This window comes from Methylobacillus draconifructus (assembly GCF_045984355.1).
GTDB lineage: Bacteria > Pseudomonadota > Gammaproteobacteria > Burkholderiales > Methylophilaceae > Methylobacillus > Methylobacillus flagellatus_A.
This window is the reverse complement of the sequence record NZ_JBJQII010000004.1, coordinates 400817-423315: the sequence shown is the minus strand read 5'-3', so window position 1 is coordinate 423315 and position 22499 is coordinate 400817. Positions and strand designations below refer to the sequence as shown.

Sequence of the window (22499 nt, the reverse complement as noted above, 5' to 3'; positions counted from 1 at the left end):
ACAGATCAAGTGAACTCTTATTCAAGTCACGCTTTTTCAAAAATCTGGCTACCATCAACATTCTGAATATCAAGAAAATCAGAAAAACTCAAATCACCGCTAGGCGTAAGCATGTCTGCCGACAGGTTTCGCTTCCACTCTAACAACTCATCAAGTTTTTGGTCGAATGTAACAAAATCATGAGCAGTAACGACTGGATAATAAACCCACACATCCTTTTGTTGACCAATACGATATGCCCTATCTGTAGCTTGATCTTCCTTTGCAGGGTTCCAGGTACGCGTAAAATGAATGACATGATTGGCAGCCTGAATGTTGACCCCAAATCCTACCGCCAGTGGCGATAGAATAATCACACCAAAGCCTGGTTTATCCTGAAAAGATCGAATACGTTTTTGTCTGCTTTCAGCATGATCTGCCGCGGAACTGGTATCTCCATTAATGATATCAGGAGACACTTTAAAATAAGTAGCTATACATCGTTGCAAAGTTCTTTGTAAATCCCGGAATTCACAAAACACAATCACCTTTTCATTAACCTCCTCAATGCTCCTCAACTCTTGCATTAGCCAATTCATCTTAGGCGAGTCTTGCAGGATCTGCTGAACAGATACTATATCTGCCTGGTGCTCGGCTTCTATTAATGGGTTAGAACATAACCTGCGGAAATACTGCAACATTCCTAAATGAATAGAGCCATTTGTATTGTCGGACTTTCGGAGCATCGAAACTGCTCGCGCATATAGCTCACGCTGTCTGGCAGATATTGTTAGCTGACGGCAAGACTGATCAATAATCTTTGCGGGCAAATCCTTAGCCACATCCTTCTTTTCCCGGCGCAGCAATTGAGGTTTGATAATCATCCTTAACTCTTCAACCCGCTCACTGTTTCCATCATCGCTCTCAATAGGCTTGGTATATTGTTGACCAAATGCAGACAATGAGCCCAACAATCCTGGCTGAATAAAATCAAACAAGCTCCATAAATCGGTCAGCGTATTTTCAACAGGAGTACCGGTACAAGCGATCCGGAACTGGACATTCTGCTTTTTAGCAGCACGTGTCACCATTGCATTGGGATTCTTAATTTTTTGAGCCTCATCACAGACCATAATTGACCATGGCTGAGCCGCCAACGAAAACTCTAGATCACGTAATGTTTCATAAGTGAGCAGCACTACCTTTGCATCACCAAGCCAGTTCTTCTTCAATAAACTAGTAATGCCATGATCCAACAAAGTCCGGTCAAAATCAGCTTTCGGCAATCTTTTTTCAGCTAGATCACGGCCATAAAGAGTCAGTACTGGCAAGGCACCAGGCGTGAAGAACTTACCTATTTCCTCTTTCCAATTTTCTAAAAGTGCCACGGGGGCCACAATCAATATAGGTTTTATTTCTGGATTGTCTTCAAGCACTCCAGCAATAAATGTTAATAACTGGATCGTTTTTCCAAGCCCCATATCATCAGCCAACAATGCGCCTCGGCAATGCATAGGTGACAACCGCCACAAATGTTGCAACCAACACACACCATGTAACTGATGGTCTCTCAGCGTGACACCTTGTTTCAGTGTACTTGGTAAGTAAGGTTGGGCCTCAGGTGGCAGTGCTAACAACTCTTCTCTATGCTCTTCCTCATACTCAACCTTATCAATATTAGATTTCAAGACAAGATGCTTGCGCTCTATCGGCTCAAGCTTTTTATGTTCAGTTGGTTTGAATCTTCCACCACTAATATCTTCTTGTGCTCGACGGAAAGCTTGTATCAGACCTTGTGCCTCTACCAGTGGAATAGGATGCGGATAATCAGGTATAACAACGTCTGACTTTTCAGTACGCTTTGCATCCTCAACCATTGATTCAAACTGATGAATCTGCTCAACATCCATCGGCAAGGTAAACGGAGTTTCCTGGCCGGGAGACAAAAACTGCAAACCAAAAATTACATTGTCTGGAAACCAGCTGGTTTCATCATTTTTTCTTGCAATAAACGGAGAGGAGTACTGCTGTTCATTACCAATCCCCTCAATACGAGCGGAGTAATTAGAAAGGTCAAAAATATCTAGCAATTCATGCTGATCAGATGCAGTCAGCTCATCATGTATATTCTGTAGCTGTTTTAAATATTGACAAGTATCCCCAAGAATCTCGAGTTCATATCCATTCCACACCAGACATTGCGCCTCTCTGGCAATGCGGTCAGCCAACTTTTTATTAAACTGGTCAAGTTCTGATGGGTTCTGAAATACATACTCTTCACTTGAAAATCCTCCAATCCTATCCTCCTCAATCAGCAATGCTACCTTCGTTAACTTCCCCTCAACATCCCTCTCAACCAAAGGAGTGAAATGCTGAAAAACCAGGTCAGCATCCAGTCGAGCGTGTTCAAATTGCTCGGCATCAATGACAGATGAGGCGTCTGGTCCCAAAAGAGAAAAAGGATTTCTAATGAATGCCTCTGCCCGCATGCCGGAAACACGCCTTCCTGGCATACGCTTAATTTCGTTAAGCACAGTTTTCGCCTCAGGTGAAACGATCACCTGCACTATTTCCTCACCATCGGGAATATCGTAACGATCCTGAACGCTGGAAAATCGGTCAAACATCTCCATCCAGCGTGTTGGTGCCTCTTTGAAGGTCGGAATCACTTCAAGTGTTTTTGCCTCTTGGCTCCCTGACTTAACTAGATGCAAATCCAGCTTTTCGGGGGTAAGAATCACTGTTGTTTTCAGAAAGTCAGAAAGACTTCCTTTTGCTTCAATCGCCTTTGCCCGAATTCGTCCCCAAGCACGTCGATTACTTTCTGGTGTTCTTTCGGCTTGTACACGCTGATGAAAAGCCGCAATTTCCAACATTGCCTGCCAAGCCTGACGGGACAAAAGATATTGCCGACCATGCATTACAGCGATGGCCCCGGTAATTTGAGGAGATGGCGTAATCGTCACGTTACTATCATCTGCCCAGCCTGCCAAAATAATGGAGAAATCAGGATCCGTGATTGCTCCTCTATTCGATAAAACAGGACGGATTGGAGACGGCGGTGGCAAGTCAAGAATGCGAAGGCTATTCGTATATTCAGAATCATCAAGCAAACGATATAACGCTGACCACGACAGCATTACTTGCTCAGCACTCAACGAAACATAGCCCTCTTCAAGCAACTGTGCGAGCAATGCACCCAGCTCGCTATGTGTATCAAACTCGAATGGTGTAGATAGCCAAGCTATTGGCGTTTCTCCATCCAGGGAATAAGCGATGCCCTCGTTTGTGAATGTGCGTTTAACCTGAAGGCTGGTACTGGCAGCACTATTTTTCCTGCCAAAAAATCGATTCAACATGACTATTCTCTCCACCACCCCTTAGGCGACTTATACTTAAATCCAAGACGTATCAACTCTTCATTCAGGTCAGTATTGCCATCCTGAGCCAATACCCAAATCGCACCGCCTTTCTGTCTCAAATCGTTGATCCTGACATCAAACAATTTTTCGATGCGCCTTAAATCGGATATTTCCAAATATGCTTCATTAGAAATAGATGACTTAGCGGAGTATTGTTGGCTGACCTCTCGGCGAGCGCCATTCACACTTCTTTCAGGATACCAACTCACTCTTGGGCATATCCATTTATCAAATTTTGGCTCCCAGACTCCACGATGAATCAGACGCGCAATATTATTACTTCCTCTCAAATTTGCGATATCAATAAAACGCCGGCTCATATCCACCTTGAAATCATCATGTTGAAAAATATAGCAAGCATTTCCATCCAAACCGAACTCCACAGCCATCAAAGAGCCAATTCGCATAATGAACGCATTATTGTCCCCAGTATTCCCAGACCCTTCGAGATAATGCATCCGCCCATCCATCCGCTTGCGCATTTCCCGGAATTCAGGTGAGTTATTATTGCGAGCAGTGGAACCTAATACAAACCACATATCTTCAATCGCTTCAGAAAACCTAAGCCAGTATTTAAGTCGCCTTTCATCGGTTGCTCCCTCTTCAGACAACAACGCAAAGAAATCTGTAATCAGGCGTGCCTTTAGCCAGCCATCCACCATTTTCCTGGCTGCTTCGCTCCCAACCTCCGCGTCCCATGCCACTTTTTTCAGCCAGGGGTTGCCAAACGCATTGACCGCAATATCACGCAGCACCGGATGTTCCGGTCGCTCAACACAATAGGTATAACGCACCAATACCAACGCCACACATTGAGAAATAATTGAAGGACTCAGAACCACTGGCCCTTTGCCAGACAAAATTTCAAGTAAAGGCTCCATCACCTCCCGGAAATCGTTATCAATCTTTCGTGCAATGACGGCTTGTGTATGCGCTAGCATTGCCTGCTGCCAAACCCAAGAGCTTTTTCCAAAACCAATGGCATCACCAATAGACTGCAACTCGCTTGAATTTCCTTTCAACAAAGATGCGGCATAGCGTCCACATGGATCATCAGACAGCAAGTTGCGATGGTCAGACAACACCTTGAGCCAATTCGGTTGATGGGATGCAGACAGTGCTACATCAAGCCGTTCTCTGAGATATTGCTGCAATAGTTGCCAATTCTGTTTTGTAGCCCCTGTGGAATTGGCATAGAGATCAAAACTGAAATAGCTATATATCAACGCCTGGTAACATTTGCGGAATCGACGGAGCTGCGCTTGCTCCTTATCTACCCGTTGAAGAAAAACCTGGAACAAGGCGTTATCTTCAATCAGCTGCCACTCATCCTTCCCTATTGACTGGGAAATTCCAAGACATGCATATTTCAGTTCAATAAAGTTTGAGAGATCACCTGTTGTTTTGAAAACATACAACGCCTGTGCAATTGAACGCTCATTGCCAGCAACATGCATCACATCAAACTGTGCCTTGATACTGGCTAGCACCTTGGTCATTGCTTGCGGTGCCCCCCATACCTCATGGCGGAAACCAGACTCAAGGGAGGCCTTCAGGCGTTGCTGTAATGCCGCAAGTGATGGTGTCAGTTCAGCGGACATCGCGGTTTCTCATCCAAGGGTAAATCACGAGTAGATGGACGCTGCTCACCTATATCCAGAAATTCAAGCCTAAGCTCAATTCTGCGACTTTCATCCAATGAATCCTTAAATCCATTGAACGATGAACCTCCCATCATGAACAATTCACGCACTAAACGCATATCTGCATCATGCAGCAAGGCATCATTGGTTTCCGGGGCCAACAATACACACATCACACGCTGGGAGCGTTGCAGGCTTAAATTCAGATTATGCAGATAAGTGCCGCGTCTATCGGCAAAGCCTTCCACAACAACACGTTTTAACCACTTCTGACCTAGAGGGTCTCCAGCCACCTGCAATATCTTCAGCACCACCTCGCGCAATAACAATGATTGATCCACAGATAGATGATGACTATTGGTATCAAAACGAGCGCGGTCTCCAAAATCGACCACACGTCCAGAAACAGAAATGCCGGGGAAATCTTGAGTGGCTTCTCTAATCTTTCCCATCAACGTGTCAATTTCCTCCTCACGCTGGGCTTTTTCCTTTTCCTCTTTCGAAATTTCCTGGGTCACCGCCAACAAAACAACTGTCATCGCAACCATAAACAGCACCATCAAAGCTGACATCAAATCAGAAAAGGATATCCAGAAAGGTTTTTCCGCTTCATCACTGCTTTTTTTACGCACTGGTAATCTGATTCCCAGCATGATGATCAGCCTTTCTTCACAGCGATAGTATCTAAGGTATCACCCAAGTCTTGCACTGCACCTCTGAGATGATTGGTTGCAGTTGCTAGCTCCGTATGGAAATCGGTATTCCCTTTACGTAGAGTACTGGTAACATTTTTTGCAAATTCATCATGCGCATCTGCAAGCACGCTACTCACATCCTCCAGATAGTGTTCAGCTTCCAGCTGTGCAGCTATCAATTTTTGTGTGGCACTATCAATCTGATTGAGCATTTCAGAAGTGAGGGATGCATCTCGACGCGCATTTTCAACCGTTTGCTTGAGATCGGACACCATGGAAGCAAACACATCGCGTGTTGCACGATAATCATTGATAACTTGAATAGCCGCCTGCGTCGCCCCGTTGACAGATTGAGCAGCCAAATTCAACTGCTCGGCCGTTCCACCAACCTTCTCCACCACAACGCTCATGCCATTCATGTTCTGACTCAATGACTCGGATGCAGCATGTAATGTACGTGCGCCCGCATTCATTTTTTCAACAGAATCACGCGTAGAGTTTGTCAATGAAGCCACAGCAGATTGCATTGCCTGAGTAGCCCCTTCAACCGCATCCGTCAGACTATCAACATTGTCCGCAAGATCATCAAGCGTTTGTTGCGATTGCTCTTCAAATCTTTTTTGCTGCTGTACTTGTGCTTCACTTGCCTGGCGACTTTGACTTTGCAAGGTATCCAGCAAACCTGCGGTTTGCGTGCCTAACGAAGTCAGCATGCTAGATAACTGCTCGGAAGTTTGATGTTGGGTATCACTTACCTGTGCGCGTATGGCATCAAGGAATCCATTGATTGATGCATCCATTTCCTGTTGGCGTCTATCCATACTGGCCAGCGCATCATCCATCCGTTTCGCCATTTCATCGACTGCGCCCTTTCCTGCATCTTGTAAGCCTGCAGAAAGCTGATCAAATTTTCCAGCAGCTTCCAGAATGGATTGGGAGGTTTGCTTCAGGACATCATTCATACCACGTAGCTGATCGCCAAACATATCCTGCATTTGCGCAGTGAAGCTGGAAAGAACATCTGTGAGCAACCTATTGACTGCCTCTCCCTGATTACCTCCTACTCGCTCAACTGCCGTAGAAATACGTGACATCGGCTCCTTAAGACTATCCGTCAGCGTCTGTGCCATGGTCGTTGAGAGTTGCTGATTGTTCAGCGTCATCGCCTCAACCTGTTGACGCGTCATTTCAGCGAGGATGTCTTTTAGGTCGGCCACCAAGGCATCTTTAATCTGCATTGATTGTGTTGCTGAGGTTTCAGAGGATTCGACTAACCGAGCTAGGTATTCCTCTCCAGCACCTGCATCAAACATGCTATCTAGCAAAACACACAACTTCTCAACTTGCTTGAATCTTGCAGTAATTAATGACTTCTCAACCCATGTAAACAACATTGCTAGAAAAATAGCTGATCCAGACACTATAAATGCATGACCTACATTCTGGATTAATGTTTCCAAACTATGTCGCACAGCTCCTGGATCACTCGACACCTCAAAATGAATTAATCCAAAGATGAGCCCAAGAAAAGTACCAATAATGCCAATACCGGTGAGAATTCCAGGTAAATGTTTATAAAACTCTGCATTGAGTGGGGTTTCAACAATGACCCGATCACTGAAAAATGTTTCCGCTAAAGCAGTGGCCCGCCAACGTACTACCTCATCCTGACCAAGCTCATTAGTTTTTGTCTGAGGATGAAGAGTTTCCGTAAACTCAGACCAACTGTGTTCTAGCTGTGAATTAATCATAGCTTCAGTTTTAACACGCTCTAAAGCAGTAAAATTCTTCTCCCCATTCTCAGCTCTAACTAAATCAAGGCCTGCGATAGCTTGCTTAAGTTCTTCCCCTAACTTTCTTGCTGGAAAAACAAAGTTACGTATAAAACCAAACGCAATGCCTAGTAAAACAACCGCAACCAATGTGATATGCCAGTACTGGGCCATATAAGACAGCATACAAATCCCCGATATTATGATTTATTAAAAACTGAAGTTTTTATTAGAATTAGAGCTTACTTAGAATACTTTCGTATGCAGAGAGCCATTCCATTACTCCTCTCTCCCAAAGTATCAAGCTTACTTTCAAATGAGTCAACACAACGAAAAAAGCCCGGCATATGCCGGGCTTTTTGTTGCCTAAAACATCAGGCCATTTTTAAGAGTGGTAAGCACGCTCACCGTGGGAAGCAGTATCCAGGCCTTCGCGCTCATCTTCTTCAGAGACACGCAGACCAACCAACAGATCAACGACCTTGAGGATGATGTAAGTCACGATACTGACATAAACGATGGTGAAACCAACTGATACGGCTTGTACGTAGAACTGGTGGCCCATGGTCACGCCTTCGTCGTAACCGACGCCGCCCAGGGATGGCGCCATGAAGATGCCAGTGCCCAGCGCGCCGACGATACCGGCGATACCGTGGACGCCGAACACGTCCATGGTGTCGTCGTAGCCGAGTGCGTTCTTGAGCTTGGTGACGGACCAGAAGCTGATGAGGCTGGCGATGAAGCCGAGTACGATCGCACCCATCGGGCCTACGAAGCCGCAAGCAGGGGTGATCGCAACCAGGCCGGCAATCGCGCCGGAAATCGCGCCCAACATGGAAGGCTTGCCTTTGCTCAGCCATTCGGCAATCACCCAGCCGACGACAGCGGCAGCGGTTGCCAGTTGGGTATTGACTACCGCCAGGCCAGCCATGCCGTCAGCAGCCAGTTCGCTGCCGACATTGAAGCCGAACCAGCCAGCCCACAGCAGGGAGCCGCCGACCATGGTGAAAACCATATTGTGCGGAGGCATGGCTTCCTTGCCGTAGCCGATGCGCTTGCCCAACACCAGGGCGCCCACCAGGGCTGCGATACCGGCGTTCATGTGCACCACGGTGCCGCCAGCGAAGTCGGCTGCGCCCATTTCGCCGATCCAGCCGCCGCCCCAGACCATGTGGGCCATGGGCAGGTAGGAGAACGTCATCCACAGCACCATGAACAACAGGACCGCGGAGAACTTGATGCGCTCGGCAAAACCGCCGACGATCAGGGCCGGGGTAATGGCCGCGAACGTCATCTGGAAGGTGACGAACAGCAGTTCAGGAATGGTGCCTTCCAGGCTGTCCGGCGTAATGCCCGCCAGGAACGCCTTGCTCAGGCCGCCGATGAAGGCGTTGCCTTCGGTGAAGACCAGGCTGTAGCCATATACCGCCCACAGTACGGACAGCAGGGAGAATGTCACCAGCACTTGCATCAATACCGACAACATGTTTTTGGAACGTGCCATGCCGCCGTAGAAGATCGCGAGGCCGGGCACGGCCATGATGATGACGAGCACGGTGGCCACGATCATCCAGGCGGTATCGCCGCTGTTCAAGACTGCTGGTGCTTCCGCGGCTACTTCTTCTGCCATACAGGAGCCTGCCGCCAGCATGCCGCCCAGCAAGGTGGAAATGGATAAGAATCGCTTCATGACGCCCTCCCTCAAAGCGCATCGCCGCCGGTTTCACCGGTGCGGATGCGATAAGCCTGTTCAAGATCAAAGACAAAAATCTTGCCATCCCCGATCTTCCCGGTGCTGGCAGATTGCTCGATTGCGTCAATCACCTGATCCAGCAAGCTGTCTTCAATGGCGACCTCCAGTTTCACTTTGGGAAGAAAATCCACCACATATTCAGCGCCGCGGTAAAGCTCGGTATGCCCCTTTTGGCGTCCGAATCCCTTCACCTCGGTGACGGTAATCCCCTGTACGCCAATAGCGGAAAGAGCTTCCCGCACTTCGTCAAGCTTGAAAGGCTTGATGATAGCGGATATGAATTTCATACATGCTCCTTGCATCAAAGATTGTTGATAATCACCAGAGTCCTGGCATATTCATTTGTTTCGTTAGAACAGCCGATGTTCAGCAACTCTTGTGCCAGCATTAATTTCTTTTTATTTTCAAAAGCATACAAAAAAATGATATGCACATGCCATTCCACAGCCGGTTTTCGATGCACAACAATTGCGCAATGCACCAATAATGTGCACCCCATGCAAGCCGAGCGGTTGACATTTGTTGACAATCTCCCTGAAGGGCGGCGGTATAAGATTGGCTATGGTGGTGCGTGATATTGCCGCAATGGCTTGGCATGTTTCCGTCATGCGCGCCTATAATGCAAAAAAGGAAAGAAAAGAAATGCGTTTTGCTGCCTTGGATGACAACAACTCGGAACTGGAGCTCATAGAGAAAACTGTAGTGTCACTGGGACATGACTGCCACACTTTCAATGATGGCAAATCCTTGTTACGCACATTGCAGCACGAAACCTTCGACTTCCTCATCCTGGATTGGGAGCTGCCCGACACTTCCGGCCCGGAAATTGTGCAATGGGTACGCGCCAATCTCAAGGAAGCCATTCCCATCCTCATGATCACCAACCGCAGCGACGAGCGCGACGTAGTGCATGGCCTCACCTCCGGCGCCGACGACTTCATGAGCAAACCGGTCCGCGTGCGCGAACTGCACGCCCGCATCAACGCGCTCCTGCGCCGGCTCTACCCGCAGCAAACGCAGCAGGAATTCGTCTGGGGCAACTATAAATGCAATGTGGCGCAGCAACGCTTCGAGCATAACGGCATACCGGTCACTCTCAAGAACAAGGAGTTCGAACTGGCGTTGTTCCTGTTCCAGAACCAGGGGCGCCTGCTGTCGCGCCAGCATATCCAGGAACAGATCTGGGGCATGCAATCGGTGGACCTGCAAACCCGCACATTGGACACGCATATTTCAGCGATACGCTCCAAGCTGAAACTGCACCCCAACAACGGCTACAAGCTGGCCGCGGTCTACGGCATGGGCTACCGGCTCGAGAGCGATACGCTGGTGCCATTACTGGAAGAGAATACTTAATCATTTTATCGGGGATCACATGAACGCAGTGCGCAATAAAGGGAATTCGCCATGGCGATCTCGCTGGCGGCCGGCTTTCCTGGCGGGGCTTGCATTGGCCGCCCACGCGTCGGCCCAGGCCGATACGGTCAGCCACACCGTAGAACCCGGGGACAGCCTTTACAAGCTTGCCGCCCGCTATATGGGAGACCCGCTTGCCTGGCCGGATATCCAGAAACTCAACCGCATTTCCAACCCGCACCGCCTGAGGCCAGGCGCCAGCCTGCTCATCCCCAAGCTCAGCAGCGCAGTCACCGCAAGCTTCGTCCATGGCGAGGTATTGCTGCTCGACAACGCGGGCAACCCAATCAAAAGCATCAGCCGGGGCGACCAATTGGCCGAAGGCAATATCGTGCGCACCGGCCAGAACAGCTACCTGTCGCTGGAGTTTGCCGACAACAGCGTTGCCCGCATCCTGTCCAATACCCGTATCCGCCTGGACCGCATCAAGGAAGGCGGCTTGGTGCCGCAAGGCCAGAGGGTCATCTATCTGGAGCAGGGCGACATGGACATCTCGGTGACACCTGCCCCAAGTCGCAACCCGCACCATTTCAAGGTGATCACGCCGCAGGCAGTGGCCGCCGTACGCGGTACCCGCTTCACCGTAGGGGCTGGCGACTCCTCCACCACCAGCGTGACGCAGGGCCAGGTGGAAATGCAACAGGCGAAACCAGGCCGACCCAAGCCCGGGACTGTACTGCAAGCCGGGCAAGGCATTGCGGCCAGCGGCAGCGGCCTCGGAGAAGTGCAAACGCTGCTGGCGGCGCCAGACTTGAGCCAGTTGCCATCCACGCTTCCCGAGCCGGAGCTCCTGCAATTCAGCTGGCCGTCCCTGGACGGCAGCCGCGAATACCAGTACCGGGTCGCCCAGGACGAAGGCATGGAGAAGGTGTTGTGGAATGCGGCGTCGGACTCTGCCCGTGCGGCGCTTCCCAGCCTGCAGGATGGAGAATACCTGCTGGCAGTCCGTGCGCTGGATATCCATGGCATTGCAGGCTATGAAGCCCAGCACCGCTTCGCCATCCACAGCCATCCTTCCAGCCCTTGGCTCTTGGCGCCGCAGCAGGGACAAATCGTTGCCGGCGACAGCATCCTGCGTTGCACGCCGGTGGAAGGCGCACAGGGTTATCGCCTGCAAATTGCCAGCGACCGCGATTTCCAGCAGATTGTCGTGGATGCCGATAATCTGGACCATTGCCAATACCAGCTCGGATCTCTTGCAGAAGGGAGGTATTACTGGCGAGTCGCCTCAAAGACCGCCCAGGATAGCATGCGCCAAGGGCCATACAGCCAGCCAGCCGACATCACCATCAGCGAGGATGCCGGCACACCGCTCGCCATCCCCGGGCAAGCCTATTGGACCAGCACGCTGCAGGATATCCGCTATATCGCCCAGGTCAGCCGCACGCCCCAGTTTGAATCCCTGGCGGCCGAACAGGCGCTGGATGGCCCGAACATCAATATCCAGTCACTGCCCCCTGGACGCTATTACGTCAGGATCGCCACCAAACTGGAAAACCAGACCGGGCCGTTCTCCGATGCCCGCATCATCGAGGTCGAGCACAACGACGACGGCTTCGACCGCACCTGGTTCGACAAACCCAGGCCCTGAGCACTATTACGCACCGCATGCCCTCGACGACGCGATCTTCGGCCCCCTCAGAGCCTGTTCACGATCTTTTCATCGGGCACGTTGCTCCCGGCAGTGTAGTCGATACAAGGCGCACACCGCAGCCGTGCTCATTGCCCGGCGAGGATTTGCAACGCAGCAGCGGCTGCGCTTCCGGGGCGACCCGAAGGGCATGGACCCAACACGCGCCCGCTCCGCGTTGCAACCTTGGCAAGGCATCAGCATTGCCTGCGGCCTGCGTCTTGCCCGGACACGTTGGCACCATGCGTGCCCGATGAAAAGATCGTGAACAGGCTCTTATACAGCAAGCGGCTCTGGCTGCTGATTTCGGGGATCATCCTGGTCCTGATAGCGGTGTTGTCCCAACAGCGCACCCTCACCATTGCCGATGACTTGGTCCAGGACTTCATCATCGCCAGCCAGCAGCATCCGCTGACTGGCAAGGTGGTGATCGTGGCGATCGACGACGACAGCATCGCCACGTTCGGCCGCTGGCCCTGGCGCCGCAGCCTGCATGCGGAGCTGGTCAGCCGCATCAGCGAACAACAGCCGGCCGCCATCGGCCTCGACATCCTGTTCAGCGAGCCTGACCTGCAGCATCCGGAGGAAGATCAGCTGCTGGCGCTAGCCGTCAGGCAAAGCGGCGTGGTCACGCTGCCTGTCGTATTCAGAGAAGCCGGGCAAACCCGCCACGTGCAGGCGCCCGCCCCCATGCTGGCAAAAGAGGCGGCCACTCTCGGCCATGTCCATATCCAGGTGGATTACGACGGGGTGGTGCGCTCCGCGCTCATGCAGCAATCGACGGACCGGGTGCAATATCCCCACTTCAGCAGGGCCATACTGGACGCCGCCGAACGTCCCAACCAGCGGATGGGCTTGCAGCACCCCGCCGCCCAGCTGATCCCTTACGCAGGGAAGGAAGGCTACTTTCCCCGCGTCTCCTACCGCGATGTGATCGAGGGCAGGATTCCCGACGACACATTCAAGGGCAAGCTGGTGCTGGTGGGCGCCACCGCCACCGGCATCGGCGATCAATACGCCACCCCGGTCTCGCGCGACGGCCAATTGATGCCGGGCGTTGAAATCCTCGCCAACATCCTCGAGAGCCAGTTGAGCAATCGCATGCTCGCGCCTGCCAGCCCCTGGCAGAACACCGCGCTCAACCTTGCATTTGTCAGCATGGCCTTGCTTGGCTTCATGCTGCTGAGCCCGCTGTCCGCGCTGCTACTCAGCTTTTCGCTGCTCGTCCTGCTGCTCTTGCTCACTTATGGGGTCGCCATCGTGTTCGGCATCCTGCTGGCGCCGTCGGCAGGGGCGCTCGGGCTGATCCTGATCTATCCGCTCTGGAGCTGGCACCGCCTGGATACCGCCGCCCGCTTCCTGGCGGCGGAATTCGAATCCTTCAAGCGCGACTTCCCGATGCTGTCGATACCGCAGGCTCCCGCTGCGTTCCATGATTTCCTCGACAAGCGCATCAACGCCTTGCACGAAGCCACCCACCAATTGCAAGGCATGCACCGCTTCATCAGCGACAGCGTCAACGGGCTGCCGGACCCCACCTTGATCTGCGATCCCGACGGCATCATCCGCATCGCCAACCAGGCGGCTGCCGGATACTTCGGCGTCGATACCTCAGCCATGCTGCAGCAGCAACCATTGCTGCCGTTGTTGCAGCATATCCAGGACAAGCAGGGCAACCAGCCCGTCATCACCACGGATATTCTGCAAGCCCAGCTCGAAATCGAGGTCGAGGCGCAGGACGACAAACAGCGCGAATTGCTCGTCAAGCTCGCGCCCTGCAGGGATGCCGCCGAACAGCATATCGGCTGGATATTGAGCATCATCGACGTTTCCAAGCTCTGGCAGGCGGAAAAGGACCGCGACGAGGCCTTCCGCTTCATCACGCACGACATACGCGCGCCTTTGTCTTCCATCATCTCCCTGGTCGAGCTGCAGAAACTGACCCCGGAAAAAATCGAGGAGCGCTGGCTGGGCATGATAGAAAAACATGCCGACAACGCCCTGACGCTGGCGGATGACTTCGTGCAGCTGACGCGGGCCAAATCCGGCCATTACCAGCTAAACGACATCAACCTGGCGGACCTGCTGCATGAGGCGATCGACGATGCCTGGATCCTCGCCTATGCGCGCGACATCACCATAGAGTTGACCGGCACGCCGCCGGAAGCGCATGCCTGCGTCGACAGCACCATGCTCAAGCGCGCCATCGCCAACCTGCTGAGCAACGCCATCAAGTTCAGCCCTGACCATTCCACCATCGCATGCAGCATCCGCTCGGCAGGCAGGTATTGGAGCATCGCGGTGGAGGACGCCGGCATCGGCATCAGCCCGGAAGCACAGGCGCAACTATTCCAGTCGTTCAGCCGCGTCCACCAGCAAAGCCATCCCCATATCGAAGGCACCGGCCTGGGCCTGGCCTTTGTCCAAGCTGTCGCTACCCGCCACCAGGGCGAGGTGCACCTCACCAGCGCACCCGGCGCAGGCAGCACTTTCAGCATCCTCGTTCCCAAGCATCCTTAAGGCCGTATCCCGGCGGGTACGCCACAATTGTCAACAATTGTCAGATCGCTATGACAAGGCACCCGGCTATTGCAAGATAGCGCCAGGCCAAAAAGTACATCAAGCGAAGGGGAGGCGATGGACGCCATCCTGCATCAAACAGTTTCATCCCGATTACGCTGGACAACGCGGATTCTCATGTTGTTGCTCATCACGGCCAGCCTGCTCGCCATGCTGCACGCCACGCGGCCATGGCCGCAACTGGCGGCATTCGCCCCCGCCGTCGCCACCCTCGTCGTGCTCAGCACCACCACGACCGCCCTGCTCCTGCTGCTGCAGTTCAAAATCCAGAAGCAGTTCTTCCTGGTGCCGCTGGCTGGCGCATATGCCATCTATGCCCTGGCAGCCATCACCAGCCTGATCTCGATGCATGGGTCGCCTGTCGCGCCTGTCAACACCGCTGCCGTCTCATCCAGCACCATGTCCAACTGGGGGGCATACTGGCAGTTCGGTTTCTGCGGCTTCATCATCATTGCCATGGTATTCCGCAAGGCGGCCGACTCCTTCCCGCAACTGAACCGCATCAGCCTCGGCAAGAACACAGTGCCGTTCATGCTCACTCCGCTGCTCGGCATCATCCTCTACATGCTGGCGCTCAATTCCGGCAATCTGTTTTCCGCCATCATGAGCAGCGCGCCTATCGTCACCGCGCCGCTGGACTGGGGCAGCTGGATCATGGCAGCCGCTACCTTCGCCCTGGTGCGCACATTTTGCAGCGACAACAAGCTGGTCACGATTTTCCTGTCCATCGCGGCGCTTTCTCATCTGTGCCATGTCTCGCACCTGCTGATAGACAGCACCCCGTTCAGCGCAAACTGGTACATGGCACAGCTGCTCAGCCTGTTTTCCTCCACCACTTTGCTCGCCGTGTTGATCCTGCAGCTCAGCCAGTTCTCCCGCGACCTGGCGGACTCGCATTCCGCGCTCCTGGAAAAAGCCCACAAGGACAGCCTCACCGGCATCTACAACCGCGGCTACTTCGACGACACCGCTGCGCTCGAATGGCGGCGTGCGCAGCGCAATAACAGCTCGCTATCCATCCTCATGGTGGATATCGACCACTTCAAGGAATACAACGATCAGTTCGGACATATCAAGGGCGACAAATGCCTGAAGAAGATTGCCCAGACCCTGCACGCCAACATGCAGCGCCCTGGGGATTTTGTCGCCCGCTTCGGCGGCGAGGAGTTCGTGGTATTGCTACCCAACAGCACGGCGGAAGGCTGCCATGCGATCGCGCGGAAACTGCACCTGGCGATCCAGAAACTCAAGATATCGGCAGGAGGCCACCGCAAGGTCGCCGTGAGCATAGGCCATGCCACTTGGGAAGATTCTTACGAAAACCGCTCCATCAACGAGTTGCTGTCCCAGGCCGATCTCGCGCTATATACCGCCAAGCGCCTGGGCAGGAACCGCATCGTGCGCTACAAGGACCTGGCGCACAGCCTGGCCTGGAGCAAATCCCTATTTCCACCGGGAGTCATGTCGCCGCATTAGAGAGCGCTCAATGTTTCGCGCATGCCTGGCGTCCGTCCAACCCCCGTTTTTTCCAGGCATGCTTTTTATACCATGGCAGGCGCAGGCATCAATACACATCCCGCCTGTACCTGCCGTCGGAGGCAAGCTGGGTCAAGGCATCTTCGCCCAGGGCGTGCAGCAAGACCGCATGTACTTCCTGCGCCATGCCGTTGGCGCTGCCGCAGACGTAAATAGCGGCGCCCTGCCCTACCCATTCCTTTACCAGGCCGGCATGTCCAGCCAGCACATGCTGCACATATCGCTTCTCCGCCTGGTCGCGCGAGAATGCGGTATCCAGCCTGGTCAAGACGCCGCTGGAGTGCCAGGCGCGTATCTCATCCATGAAATGAAAGTCATACGCCGCGTTGCGCTCGCCGAACAGCAGCCAGTTGGGTGCGTTCGAAGAAATTGCGCGAGCCTTGAGGTGAGCGCGCAATCCGGCAATGCCGGTGCCGTTGCCGATCAGGATCAATGGCCGGTCTTCTGCGGGAGGATGGAAGGCCGCATTCTCACGAATACGCAATGCCACCGTGCCGCCTAGATCGACATATTGCGTGAGCCAGCCAGACCCCAGGCCCAGCCGCCCATCGGCATATGATGCCTGCCGTACCAGCAACTCCAGCTGACCGTCGCCGGGCAAGGAGGCAATCGAGTATTCACGGTGAGGCAAGGGACGCAATTGCTGCAACAGCAGATCAGGCGATAAGCCCCGTAGCGCCTTTACTTCTGATTCCGCGTGGGGCAGGAGGCGCTCCTGCAGCCAATCGTTCAGGCACCTGCTGTCCACCATAGCCGCGCCGTCCAATGCCAGCTGCGCGAGGAAATGTGCCACCTCATGCGGGGGATGGCGCGGCCCGATTTCGGCAATATCGCCGGCCTGCCATGTCGTGCTGGTCGACTCGGCACGTAAGGCCAAATGATAAACCGGCGCGCCGGAACTGCCTGGATTCAATTGCTGGCGCAGTACCAGGCGCCAAGATTGGTATTGCGGCGCCTCCCAGTCCGGCATCTCGGTGCTGCCTGCCAGCAAGCCCAGCTGATATTGCCAGTGGCGCAATGCCCCGGCATCGCCCGCATCCACCTGCACCAGGTCGAACAAGGGCAATGCATGCACATGCTGCAGCCAGGCATCGAGTTGATGGCCGAAACCGCAAAAATTGGCGTAACTGCTGTCGCCGAGCGCCAGGATGCCGTATTGCAGATGCGCGAGCGACGGCGTTGCCGTCATGGCATCCTGCACAAAGCCGCGGGCATTGTCGGGAGGATCGCCCTCGCCCGTGGTGCTGACGACAAACAATGCGCGGCGGGCCGCTGCCAGCGCGGCGGCATCAATCGCATCCAGCGCCAGGCACTGTGCGGCGACGCCCGCCTCTTGCAGGGATGCGGCCGTTTTCAATGCCAGCTCGCGGGCGTAGCCGCCCTGGCTGGCATAGCCCACCAGCACTGTCTCGCCATCGGCAGCCGGCACCGTCGCCGAGGCAGCCGGGAGTTGCCGATGGCGTTTGATGATCCAGAAACAAAATGCCAGGTAAGCTACGCATACCCCCATGGCAAGCGCATAGCGGTTGAAAGCGGGGTTGTTCACGGCGGCGTGCGCCTCGCCGCTGAGCAACAGGCTGAGCAAGAAAGCATGCGCCCGCGTCACTGCAGCATTTCCTGCAGCTTGGGCGATGCCTGCTGCACCAAGCTGGTTTTGCCAGCTTGCGTCTCTATCGTGAACAAGGCGGCGATGTCATGCGTCTGCGCATACGCCAGGCCACGCTCAAGGCCCATGACGGTCAAGGCCGTGGCAAACGCGTCGGCCTCCATGCAGCTGGTTGCCAGCACGCTGACGGAAACCGGGGGCCGGGCAACCGGCCAGCCGGTCTGCGGATCGATGGTATGGGCATAGCGTCGCCCATGGTGCTCGAAATAACGGCGATAGTCGCCGGAGGTCGCAAGGCCCAAGCCATGCATGGCCACCACATAGTCATCCAGCATGGAGGCTTCCGGCGTACGCTCCAACGCTACCCACCAGGGCTGCCCGTCCGGCTTGATGCCATGCCCGTAGAACTCGCCGCCGACTTCCACCAGATAATGCTGCACGCCATGCTGGCGCAACGCCGCGGCAACCTGGTCCACGCCGAAGCCCTTGGCAATGCCGGAAAAATCCAGGGCGAGCTTTCCAGGCTGCTTCAGCGCTCGCCGGACAGGGTCGAATTGCAGCCTTTTCCAACCGCTTTCCCGCAACGCCTCATCGACGCTGGCTTGCGTCGGCGGCAACTCCTGCGCCTGACGGGGGCCGAACCCCCACAGGTTGACCAGGTTCCCCAGGGTGGGATCGAAGCAGCCGTCGGTCTGCGCGGCCACTGCCAGCGCCTTGGACAGCACTGCGGCAAACTCCGCCGGCACCAGCATTTCCGTATCTGGCGCAGCGTGGTTGAACCGGTTGATCGCCGAATCCTCCAACCAGGTACTCATCTGCTGCACCACCTGGTCAAGCGCGGCTTCCACCGCTTCTGCCACTATATTCTCCGTGAGCCCCGCTGCTTCGACATAGCGAACGGACCAAGTCGTCCCCATGGTCTCGCCGCTGAGCGTGACAATGCGGCCGCTGGGCAGCTCGCGCGGCAAATCCGCAAGCCGCTGCGGGATCAATACCTGCCGCATGCCTATTGCGGCAGTACTTCCAGCGTCAGCACATAGGCCAGGCTGCGCTCCTTGGCCACCTTGGTTTGCACTTTGTTGTCACTATAGTCCGCATCCAGCCAGTAGAGGCCGGCTTCCGGCAGGTTGATCGTCACCTTGCCGTTGGCATCGGTCTTGAGCTTCTGCTCGCCCTTCTGGTTGCGGTAGCGGGTCTGGCCCTTGATGACCTCGACCTCGACCCCCGCCGTCGGCTTGCCGTCCACCAGGAATTGCAGGGTCAATGGCTCGCCCGCCACAAGGTCGTTCGGGTGCGTGCCGGCCACAACCTCCAGGCCGCGTCCGACAGTCTTGATCTTGCTCGGAGAACCCACGGTCACATAAGTTTCGAGCCGGTTGGCGATTTCCGACACCTTGAGGTCCTTGGCATCTGCGGGCACGCGCTGCTGGAACTCTTCCGCAGAACCCATGAAACGCTTGGGCTGGTCGCCCTCCTTCCAGAAGGCGCGCACTCCTTCTCGATATAAGGATAAGCGGTAAGTACCGTTCTTCTCGAAATAGGCATCAAAGGTCGTGCGCAGCTCGCCTTTGCTGACATTGGCAGGCTGCAGCAGGCTTTCGTCCGGCGCGACGATCTTCAGTTCGTCGATCTGTAATGGACGATGGTTGAAGTGGAAAGGGTCGTTGGAAACTGCAGCGTCGAAAGTGACAAATTGCGGCGCCGACAACACGGTGCTCGATGGCAACAGCCAATAGCCATGGGCGTGAACAGCGCTTGCACTCAAGGCCGCGAGAGCAGCCAATACATATGTTATAGGTTTCATATCAATCAGGATTCCATTGTCATTAAGGGAAATTAAGGCTTCAGTTCCAGGCTGATCGCGCCCAACTCCGATTCGCCGCTGGCCTTCAGGCTTTCCGCCTTTTGCACCGGCCACTTGAACGGGACGCGCACCAGTTCGCGGTCGCCCTTCTCGCGCGAGGCTTCGACCACCAGGTTGTACTCCCCGGCAGCCAGCTTCTCCAAGGGCGCCTTGCCTTCGGTATAGGAAAGCGTATGCTCGCCCACCGGCTTGGTTGCGCCCGAAACGCCGTCCAGCGGCATATTCACGTCGCGCCCGCCCTTGCGCCACCACTGGCGCAAATCCTTGAGCCACTTGGTGCCCTTGTTGTCTGCCTTGTCCTTCGCATACCAGACGGACAAGGTGGTCGCGATATCCTGGTTGGGGGTCTCCACCCAGATCGCCACATAGGGGCGGTGGTACTCGGCGGCGTTGATCCTGGGGATCGTCACCTTGACGTCCAGTCCGGCCGCATGGCTGGTACCGGCAAACATGGCCGCGAGCAAGGCCGGAATTACTGCGTATCGCATCAAGCTCTCCTTAATGAATGAATAATATTGCCAGAATGAGGGGCAGAACCAGGCCCAGGCCCACCAACGGCCAGGTGAACGGACGGTTGCCCGCGTGCATGTGCAGCAGGCACAGGCCGGTGATCGAGAACACCAGCGCCATAACGGAAAACACATCCAGGAACCAGCTCCACGCCAGCCCGGCATTGCGCCCCTTGTGCAGATCGTTGAAATAGGAAACCCAGCCGCGCTCGGTCAGCTCGTAATTCAACTCGCCGCTTGCCCGGTCGATCACCACCCAGGCATCTCCGCCCGGGCGCGGCAGGGAAATATAGACCTCGTCCTCCGACCATTCCCCGGCCCCCTCACCAGCCTCGATGTCCAGCGCGCCGGCCATCCAGTCCGCAATCACCTTGGGCAAGGGCGCATTGTCAGGTTGCGATTGCTGCAGCTTTGGCAGCAACGGGGCGGGAAGCTGTCCGTTTTTCTTGGTAACCACCGGCTCGGACTCGATCCGGCCCGCATTATTGAGCGTCAGGCCAGTCGCGGCGAATAGCAACATGCCGACCAGGCAGATGGCGGAACTGATCCAATGCCAGCGATATAGATGCTTGAGCCAGAATGAGCGTGTCTTTTGAGCTTGGTTGCTTTGCATGTCAACGTACGAACGCTGGCGAGCCCGATGAATGAGAATTTATCTCATTATAGCAAAGACTATCACCTCGACCGTATCAAGCATGGCGCCTGCACGCAAAAGAATGTCGGATAAATGTAAAGAAGTGTAATGAAGCGAAGGCAAGTTGCCACAAGGTCCGGTATAATCCGGCCTCCGCCAGACGGCAGCATGCCGACGCGGAAAAAGAACGACCAACTTACAGAACAACAAGGGATTTTTTTAGGAGAATATTGCCTGATTGGTGCCGGGGGGGGGACTCGAACCCCCACACCTTGCGGCGGCGGATTTTGAGTCCGCTGCGTCTACCAATTCCGCCACCCCGGCAACAAGGCGTGCATTATAGCAACCCTTATGACAATGCGCACTACTGATTTCGATTTTTTCTTGCCTGACGACCTGATCGCCCAATTTCCCGCCAAGGAACGCAGGGGGAGCCGCCTGCTTCAGCTGGACGGCAATACGGGCAGGCTGGACGACCGGCTATTCCTCGACTTGCCGGACTTGGTCAAACCGGGAGACCTGTTCATCTTCAACGACACCCGCGTCATCAAGGCCAGGCTGCATGGCGAAAAGCTCAGCGGCGGCAAGGTGGAGGTTCTCGTCGAGCGCGTGACCGGGCCGTTCGAGGCGTTGGCCCATGTCCGCGCATCCCGTGCGCCCAAGCCCGGCAATATCTTGCGCATTGCAGATGCGTTTGAGGCCGAGATGGTGGGGCGACATGACGATCTTTTCCATTTGAGAATCCTGGGCGACATACCCCTGCTGGACTTGCTGGAGCGGCACGGCAGCCTGCCCCTGCCGCCCTACATCACGCACGATGCCGAAAGCGCCGACGAGGAGCGCTACCAAACCGTGTACGCACGCGAACCGGGAGCCGTTGCCGCTCCCACGGCCGGCCTGCATTTCGACGATGCCATGCTGGAAGGGTTGAGAAGCCTGGGCGTCAACATCGCCTACGTCACCTTGCATGTCGGCGCCGGCACCTTCCAGCCGGTGCGCGTGGACAATATCAGCGAGCATAAAATGCACAGCGAGCTCTATTCCGTGCCGCAAAGCACTGTGGACCTGATACGACGAACGCAGGCCGGCGGCGGCAAGGTCACGGCGGTGGGCACGACGGCATTGCGCGCGCTGGAGAGCGCGGCGCGGTCGGGAACCCTACATGCCGGGCAGGGGGAAACCGACATCTTCATTACGCCGGGCTACCGCTTCAAGGTGGTGGAGCGCCTGCTCACCAATTTCCACCTGCCCAAGAGCACCCTGTTGATGCTGGTTTCCGCCTTTGCGGGCGTGGAACACATCCGCACCGCTTACGCCCATGCCGTGGCCGCCCGCTACCGTTTCTTCAGTTATGGGGATGCCATGCTGATCGAGCGGCAAGACTAGGAGGATGCGACAAGCACATATCAATGACACATGAATGTCATGAATATGTCATAATGCGCCAGCACAATGCTGGC

The 22499-nt window shown here is 54.8% G+C and carries 16 protein-coding genes and 1 tRNA gene; 5 read left to right on the top strand and 12 right to left on the bottom strand.

The features are described 5' to 3' along the window. Nucleotides 1-26: 26 nt before the first annotated feature. The 6 genes from ACJSDX_RS10980 to glnK all read right to left on the bottom strand — a co-directional run bounded on the left by ACJSDX_RS10980 (nucleotide 27) and on the right by glnK (nucleotide 9551). Nucleotides 27-3338, bottom strand: a complete 3312-nt coding sequence (locus tag ACJSDX_RS10980) for a DEAD/DEAH box helicase (protein ID WP_407994706.1) — start codon at nucleotides 3336-3338, stop codon at nucleotides 27-29. 2 nt (nucleotides 3339-3340) lie between these two features. Continuing rightward, nucleotides 3341-5002, bottom strand: coding sequence for an EH signature domain-containing protein (locus ACJSDX_RS10975; RefSeq protein WP_407994705.1), 1662 nt, complete (start codon nucleotides 5000-5002; stop codon nucleotides 3341-3343). Further along, nucleotides 4987-5697 (bottom strand): flagellar motor protein MotB, encoded by a 711-nt coding sequence (locus tag ACJSDX_RS10970; protein ID WP_407994704.1) that lies wholly within the window; start codon nucleotides 5695-5697, stop codon nucleotides 4987-4989. The genes ACJSDX_RS10975 and ACJSDX_RS10970 overlap by 16 nt, the downstream gene beginning before the upstream one ends. 5 nt (nucleotides 5698-5702) lie before the next feature. Beyond that, on the bottom strand, nucleotides 5703-7697 hold the full coding sequence (gene zorA / locus ACJSDX_RS10965; protein ID WP_407994703.1) for an anti-phage ZorAB system protein ZorA: 1995 nt from the start codon (nucleotides 7695-7697) through the stop codon (nucleotides 5703-5705). Between the two features lie 199 nt (nucleotides 7698-7896). Next, a complete protein-coding gene (locus ACJSDX_RS10960) occupies nucleotides 7897-9201 on the bottom strand; it encodes an ammonium transporter (protein WP_407994702.1) in 1305 nt (434 codons plus the stop codon). An 11-nt stretch (nucleotides 9202-9212) separates the two neighbouring features. Next, nucleotides 9213-9551, bottom strand: a complete 339-nt coding sequence (gene glnK / locus ACJSDX_RS10955) for a P-II family nitrogen regulator (RefSeq protein WP_011478800.1) — start codon at nucleotides 9549-9551, stop codon at nucleotides 9213-9215. 355 nt (nucleotides 9552-9906) lie between these two features. Between glnK and ACJSDX_RS10950 the strand changes: the two genes are divergently transcribed. The 4 genes from ACJSDX_RS10950 to ACJSDX_RS10935 all read left to right on the top strand — a co-directional run bounded on the left by ACJSDX_RS10950 (nucleotide 9907) and on the right by ACJSDX_RS10935 (nucleotide 16366). Further along, nucleotides 9907-10620 carry a response regulator transcription factor gene (locus ACJSDX_RS10950; protein WP_309564350.1) on the top strand — a complete coding sequence of 238 codons (714 nt, stop codon included), beginning with the start codon at nucleotides 9907-9909 and terminating at the stop codon, nucleotides 10618-10620. A 19-nt stretch (nucleotides 10621-10639) separates the two neighbouring features. Further along, complete coding sequence (locus tag ACJSDX_RS10945; RefSeq protein ID WP_407994701.1) at nucleotides 10640-12271, top strand: FecR family protein; 1632 nt, start codon at nucleotides 10640-10642, stop codon at nucleotides 12269-12271. A 303-nt stretch (nucleotides 12272-12574) separates the two neighbouring features. After that, nucleotides 12575-14830: a CHASE2 domain-containing protein gene (locus ACJSDX_RS10940; protein ID WP_407994700.1), complete on the top strand. Its 2256-nt coding sequence runs from the start codon at nucleotides 12575-12577 to the stop codon at nucleotides 14828-14830. Between the two features lie 177 nt (nucleotides 14831-15007). Next, nucleotides 15008-16366 carry a GGDEF domain-containing protein gene (locus ACJSDX_RS10935; protein WP_407994699.1) on the top strand — a complete coding sequence of 453 codons (1359 nt, stop codon included), beginning with the start codon at nucleotides 15008-15010 and terminating at the stop codon, nucleotides 16364-16366. A gap of 88 nt (nucleotides 16367-16454) precedes the next feature. On the opposite strand, the gene ACJSDX_RS10930 is transcribed toward ACJSDX_RS10935, so the two are convergent. The 6 genes from ACJSDX_RS10930 to ACJSDX_RS10905 all read right to left on the bottom strand — a co-directional run bounded on the left by ACJSDX_RS10930 (nucleotide 16455) and on the right by ACJSDX_RS10905 (nucleotide 21363). After that, nucleotides 16455-18032 carry a flavodoxin domain-containing protein gene (locus tag ACJSDX_RS10930; RefSeq protein ID WP_407994698.1) on the bottom strand — a complete coding sequence of 526 codons (1578 nt, stop codon included), beginning with the start codon at nucleotides 18030-18032 and terminating at the stop codon, nucleotides 16455-16457. Continuing rightward, nucleotides 18029-19036, bottom strand: coding sequence for an FAD:protein FMN transferase (locus ACJSDX_RS10925; protein WP_407994697.1), 1008 nt, complete (start codon nucleotides 19034-19036; stop codon nucleotides 18029-18031). The genes ACJSDX_RS10930 and ACJSDX_RS10925 overlap by 4 nt, the downstream gene beginning before the upstream one ends. A 2-nt stretch (nucleotides 19037-19038) precedes the next feature. After that, the gene (locus tag ACJSDX_RS10920) at nucleotides 19039-19836 is read right to left on the bottom strand and encodes a DUF4198 domain-containing protein (RefSeq protein WP_309564344.1); all 798 of its coding nucleotides are present in this window, start codon (nucleotides 19834-19836) and stop codon (nucleotides 19039-19041) included. Nucleotides 19837-19868: 32 nt separating this feature from the next. Then, nucleotides 19869-20384 carry a DUF2271 domain-containing protein gene (locus tag ACJSDX_RS10915; RefSeq protein ID WP_407994696.1) on the bottom strand — a complete coding sequence of 172 codons (516 nt, stop codon included), beginning with the start codon at nucleotides 20382-20384 and terminating at the stop codon, nucleotides 19869-19871. Nucleotides 20385-20394: 10 nt separating this feature from the next. Then, the gene (locus tag ACJSDX_RS10910; RefSeq protein WP_407994755.1) at nucleotides 20395-21051 is read right to left on the bottom strand and encodes a PepSY-associated TM helix domain-containing protein; all 657 of its coding nucleotides are present in this window, start codon (nucleotides 21049-21051) and stop codon (nucleotides 20395-20397) included. 227 nt (nucleotides 21052-21278) lie between these two features. Next, nucleotides 21279-21363: transfer RNA gene (locus ACJSDX_RS10905), tRNA-Leu, on the bottom strand. A 33-nt stretch (nucleotides 21364-21396) separates the two neighbouring features. Here ACJSDX_RS10905 and queA point away from each other — a divergent pair. After that, nucleotides 21397-22425: a tRNA preQ1(34) S-adenosylmethionine ribosyltransferase-isomerase QueA gene (gene queA / locus ACJSDX_RS10900; RefSeq protein WP_407994754.1), complete on the top strand. Its 1029-nt coding sequence runs from the start codon at nucleotides 21397-21399 to the stop codon at nucleotides 22423-22425. Nucleotides 22426-22499: the final 74 nt, after the last annotated feature.

Coding starts and splice junctions, on each gene's coding strand:
- ACJSDX_RS10980 (WP_407994706.1), bottom strand. CDS start 3,338: ATGTTGAATCGATTTTTTGGCAGGAAAAATAGTGCTGCCAGTACCAGC.
- ACJSDX_RS10975 (WP_407994705.1), bottom strand. CDS start 5,002: ATGTCCGCTGAACTGACACCATCACTTGCGGCATTACAGCAACGCCTG.
- ACJSDX_RS10970 (WP_407994704.1), bottom strand. CDS start 5,697: ATGCTGGGAATCAGATTACCAGTGCGTAAAAAAAGCAGTGATGAAGCG.
- zorA (WP_407994703.1), bottom strand. CDS start 7,697: ATGCTGTCTTATATGGCCCAGTACTGGCATATCACATTGGTTGCGGTT.
- ACJSDX_RS10960 (WP_407994702.1), bottom strand. CDS start 9,201: ATGAAGCGATTCTTATCCATTTCCACCTTGCTGGGCGGCATGCTGGCG.
- glnK (WP_011478800.1), bottom strand. CDS start 9,551: ATGAAATTCATATCCGCTATCATCAAGCCTTTCAAGCTTGACGAAGTG.
- ACJSDX_RS10950 (WP_309564350.1), top strand. CDS start 9,907: ATGCGTTTTGCTGCCTTGGATGACAACAACTCGGAACTGGAGCTCATA.
- ACJSDX_RS10945 (WP_407994701.1), top strand. CDS start 10,640: ATGAACGCAGTGCGCAATAAAGGGAATTCGCCATGGCGATCTCGCTGG.
- ACJSDX_RS10935 (WP_407994699.1), top strand. CDS start 15,008: ATGTTGTTGCTCATCACGGCCAGCCTGCTCGCCATGCTGCACGCCACG.
- ACJSDX_RS10925 (WP_407994697.1), bottom strand. CDS start 19,036: ATGCGGCAGGTATTGATCCCGCAGCGGCTTGCGGATTTGCCGCGCGAG.
- ACJSDX_RS10920 (WP_309564344.1), bottom strand. CDS start 19,836: ATGAAACCTATAACATATGTATTGGCTGCTCTCGCGGCCTTGAGTGCA.
- ACJSDX_RS10915 (WP_407994696.1), bottom strand. CDS start 20,384: ATGCGATACGCAGTAATTCCGGCCTTGCTCGCGGCCATGTTTGCCGGT.
- queA (WP_407994754.1), top strand. CDS start 21,397: ATGCGCACTACTGATTTCGATTTTTTCTTGCCTGACGACCTGATCGCC.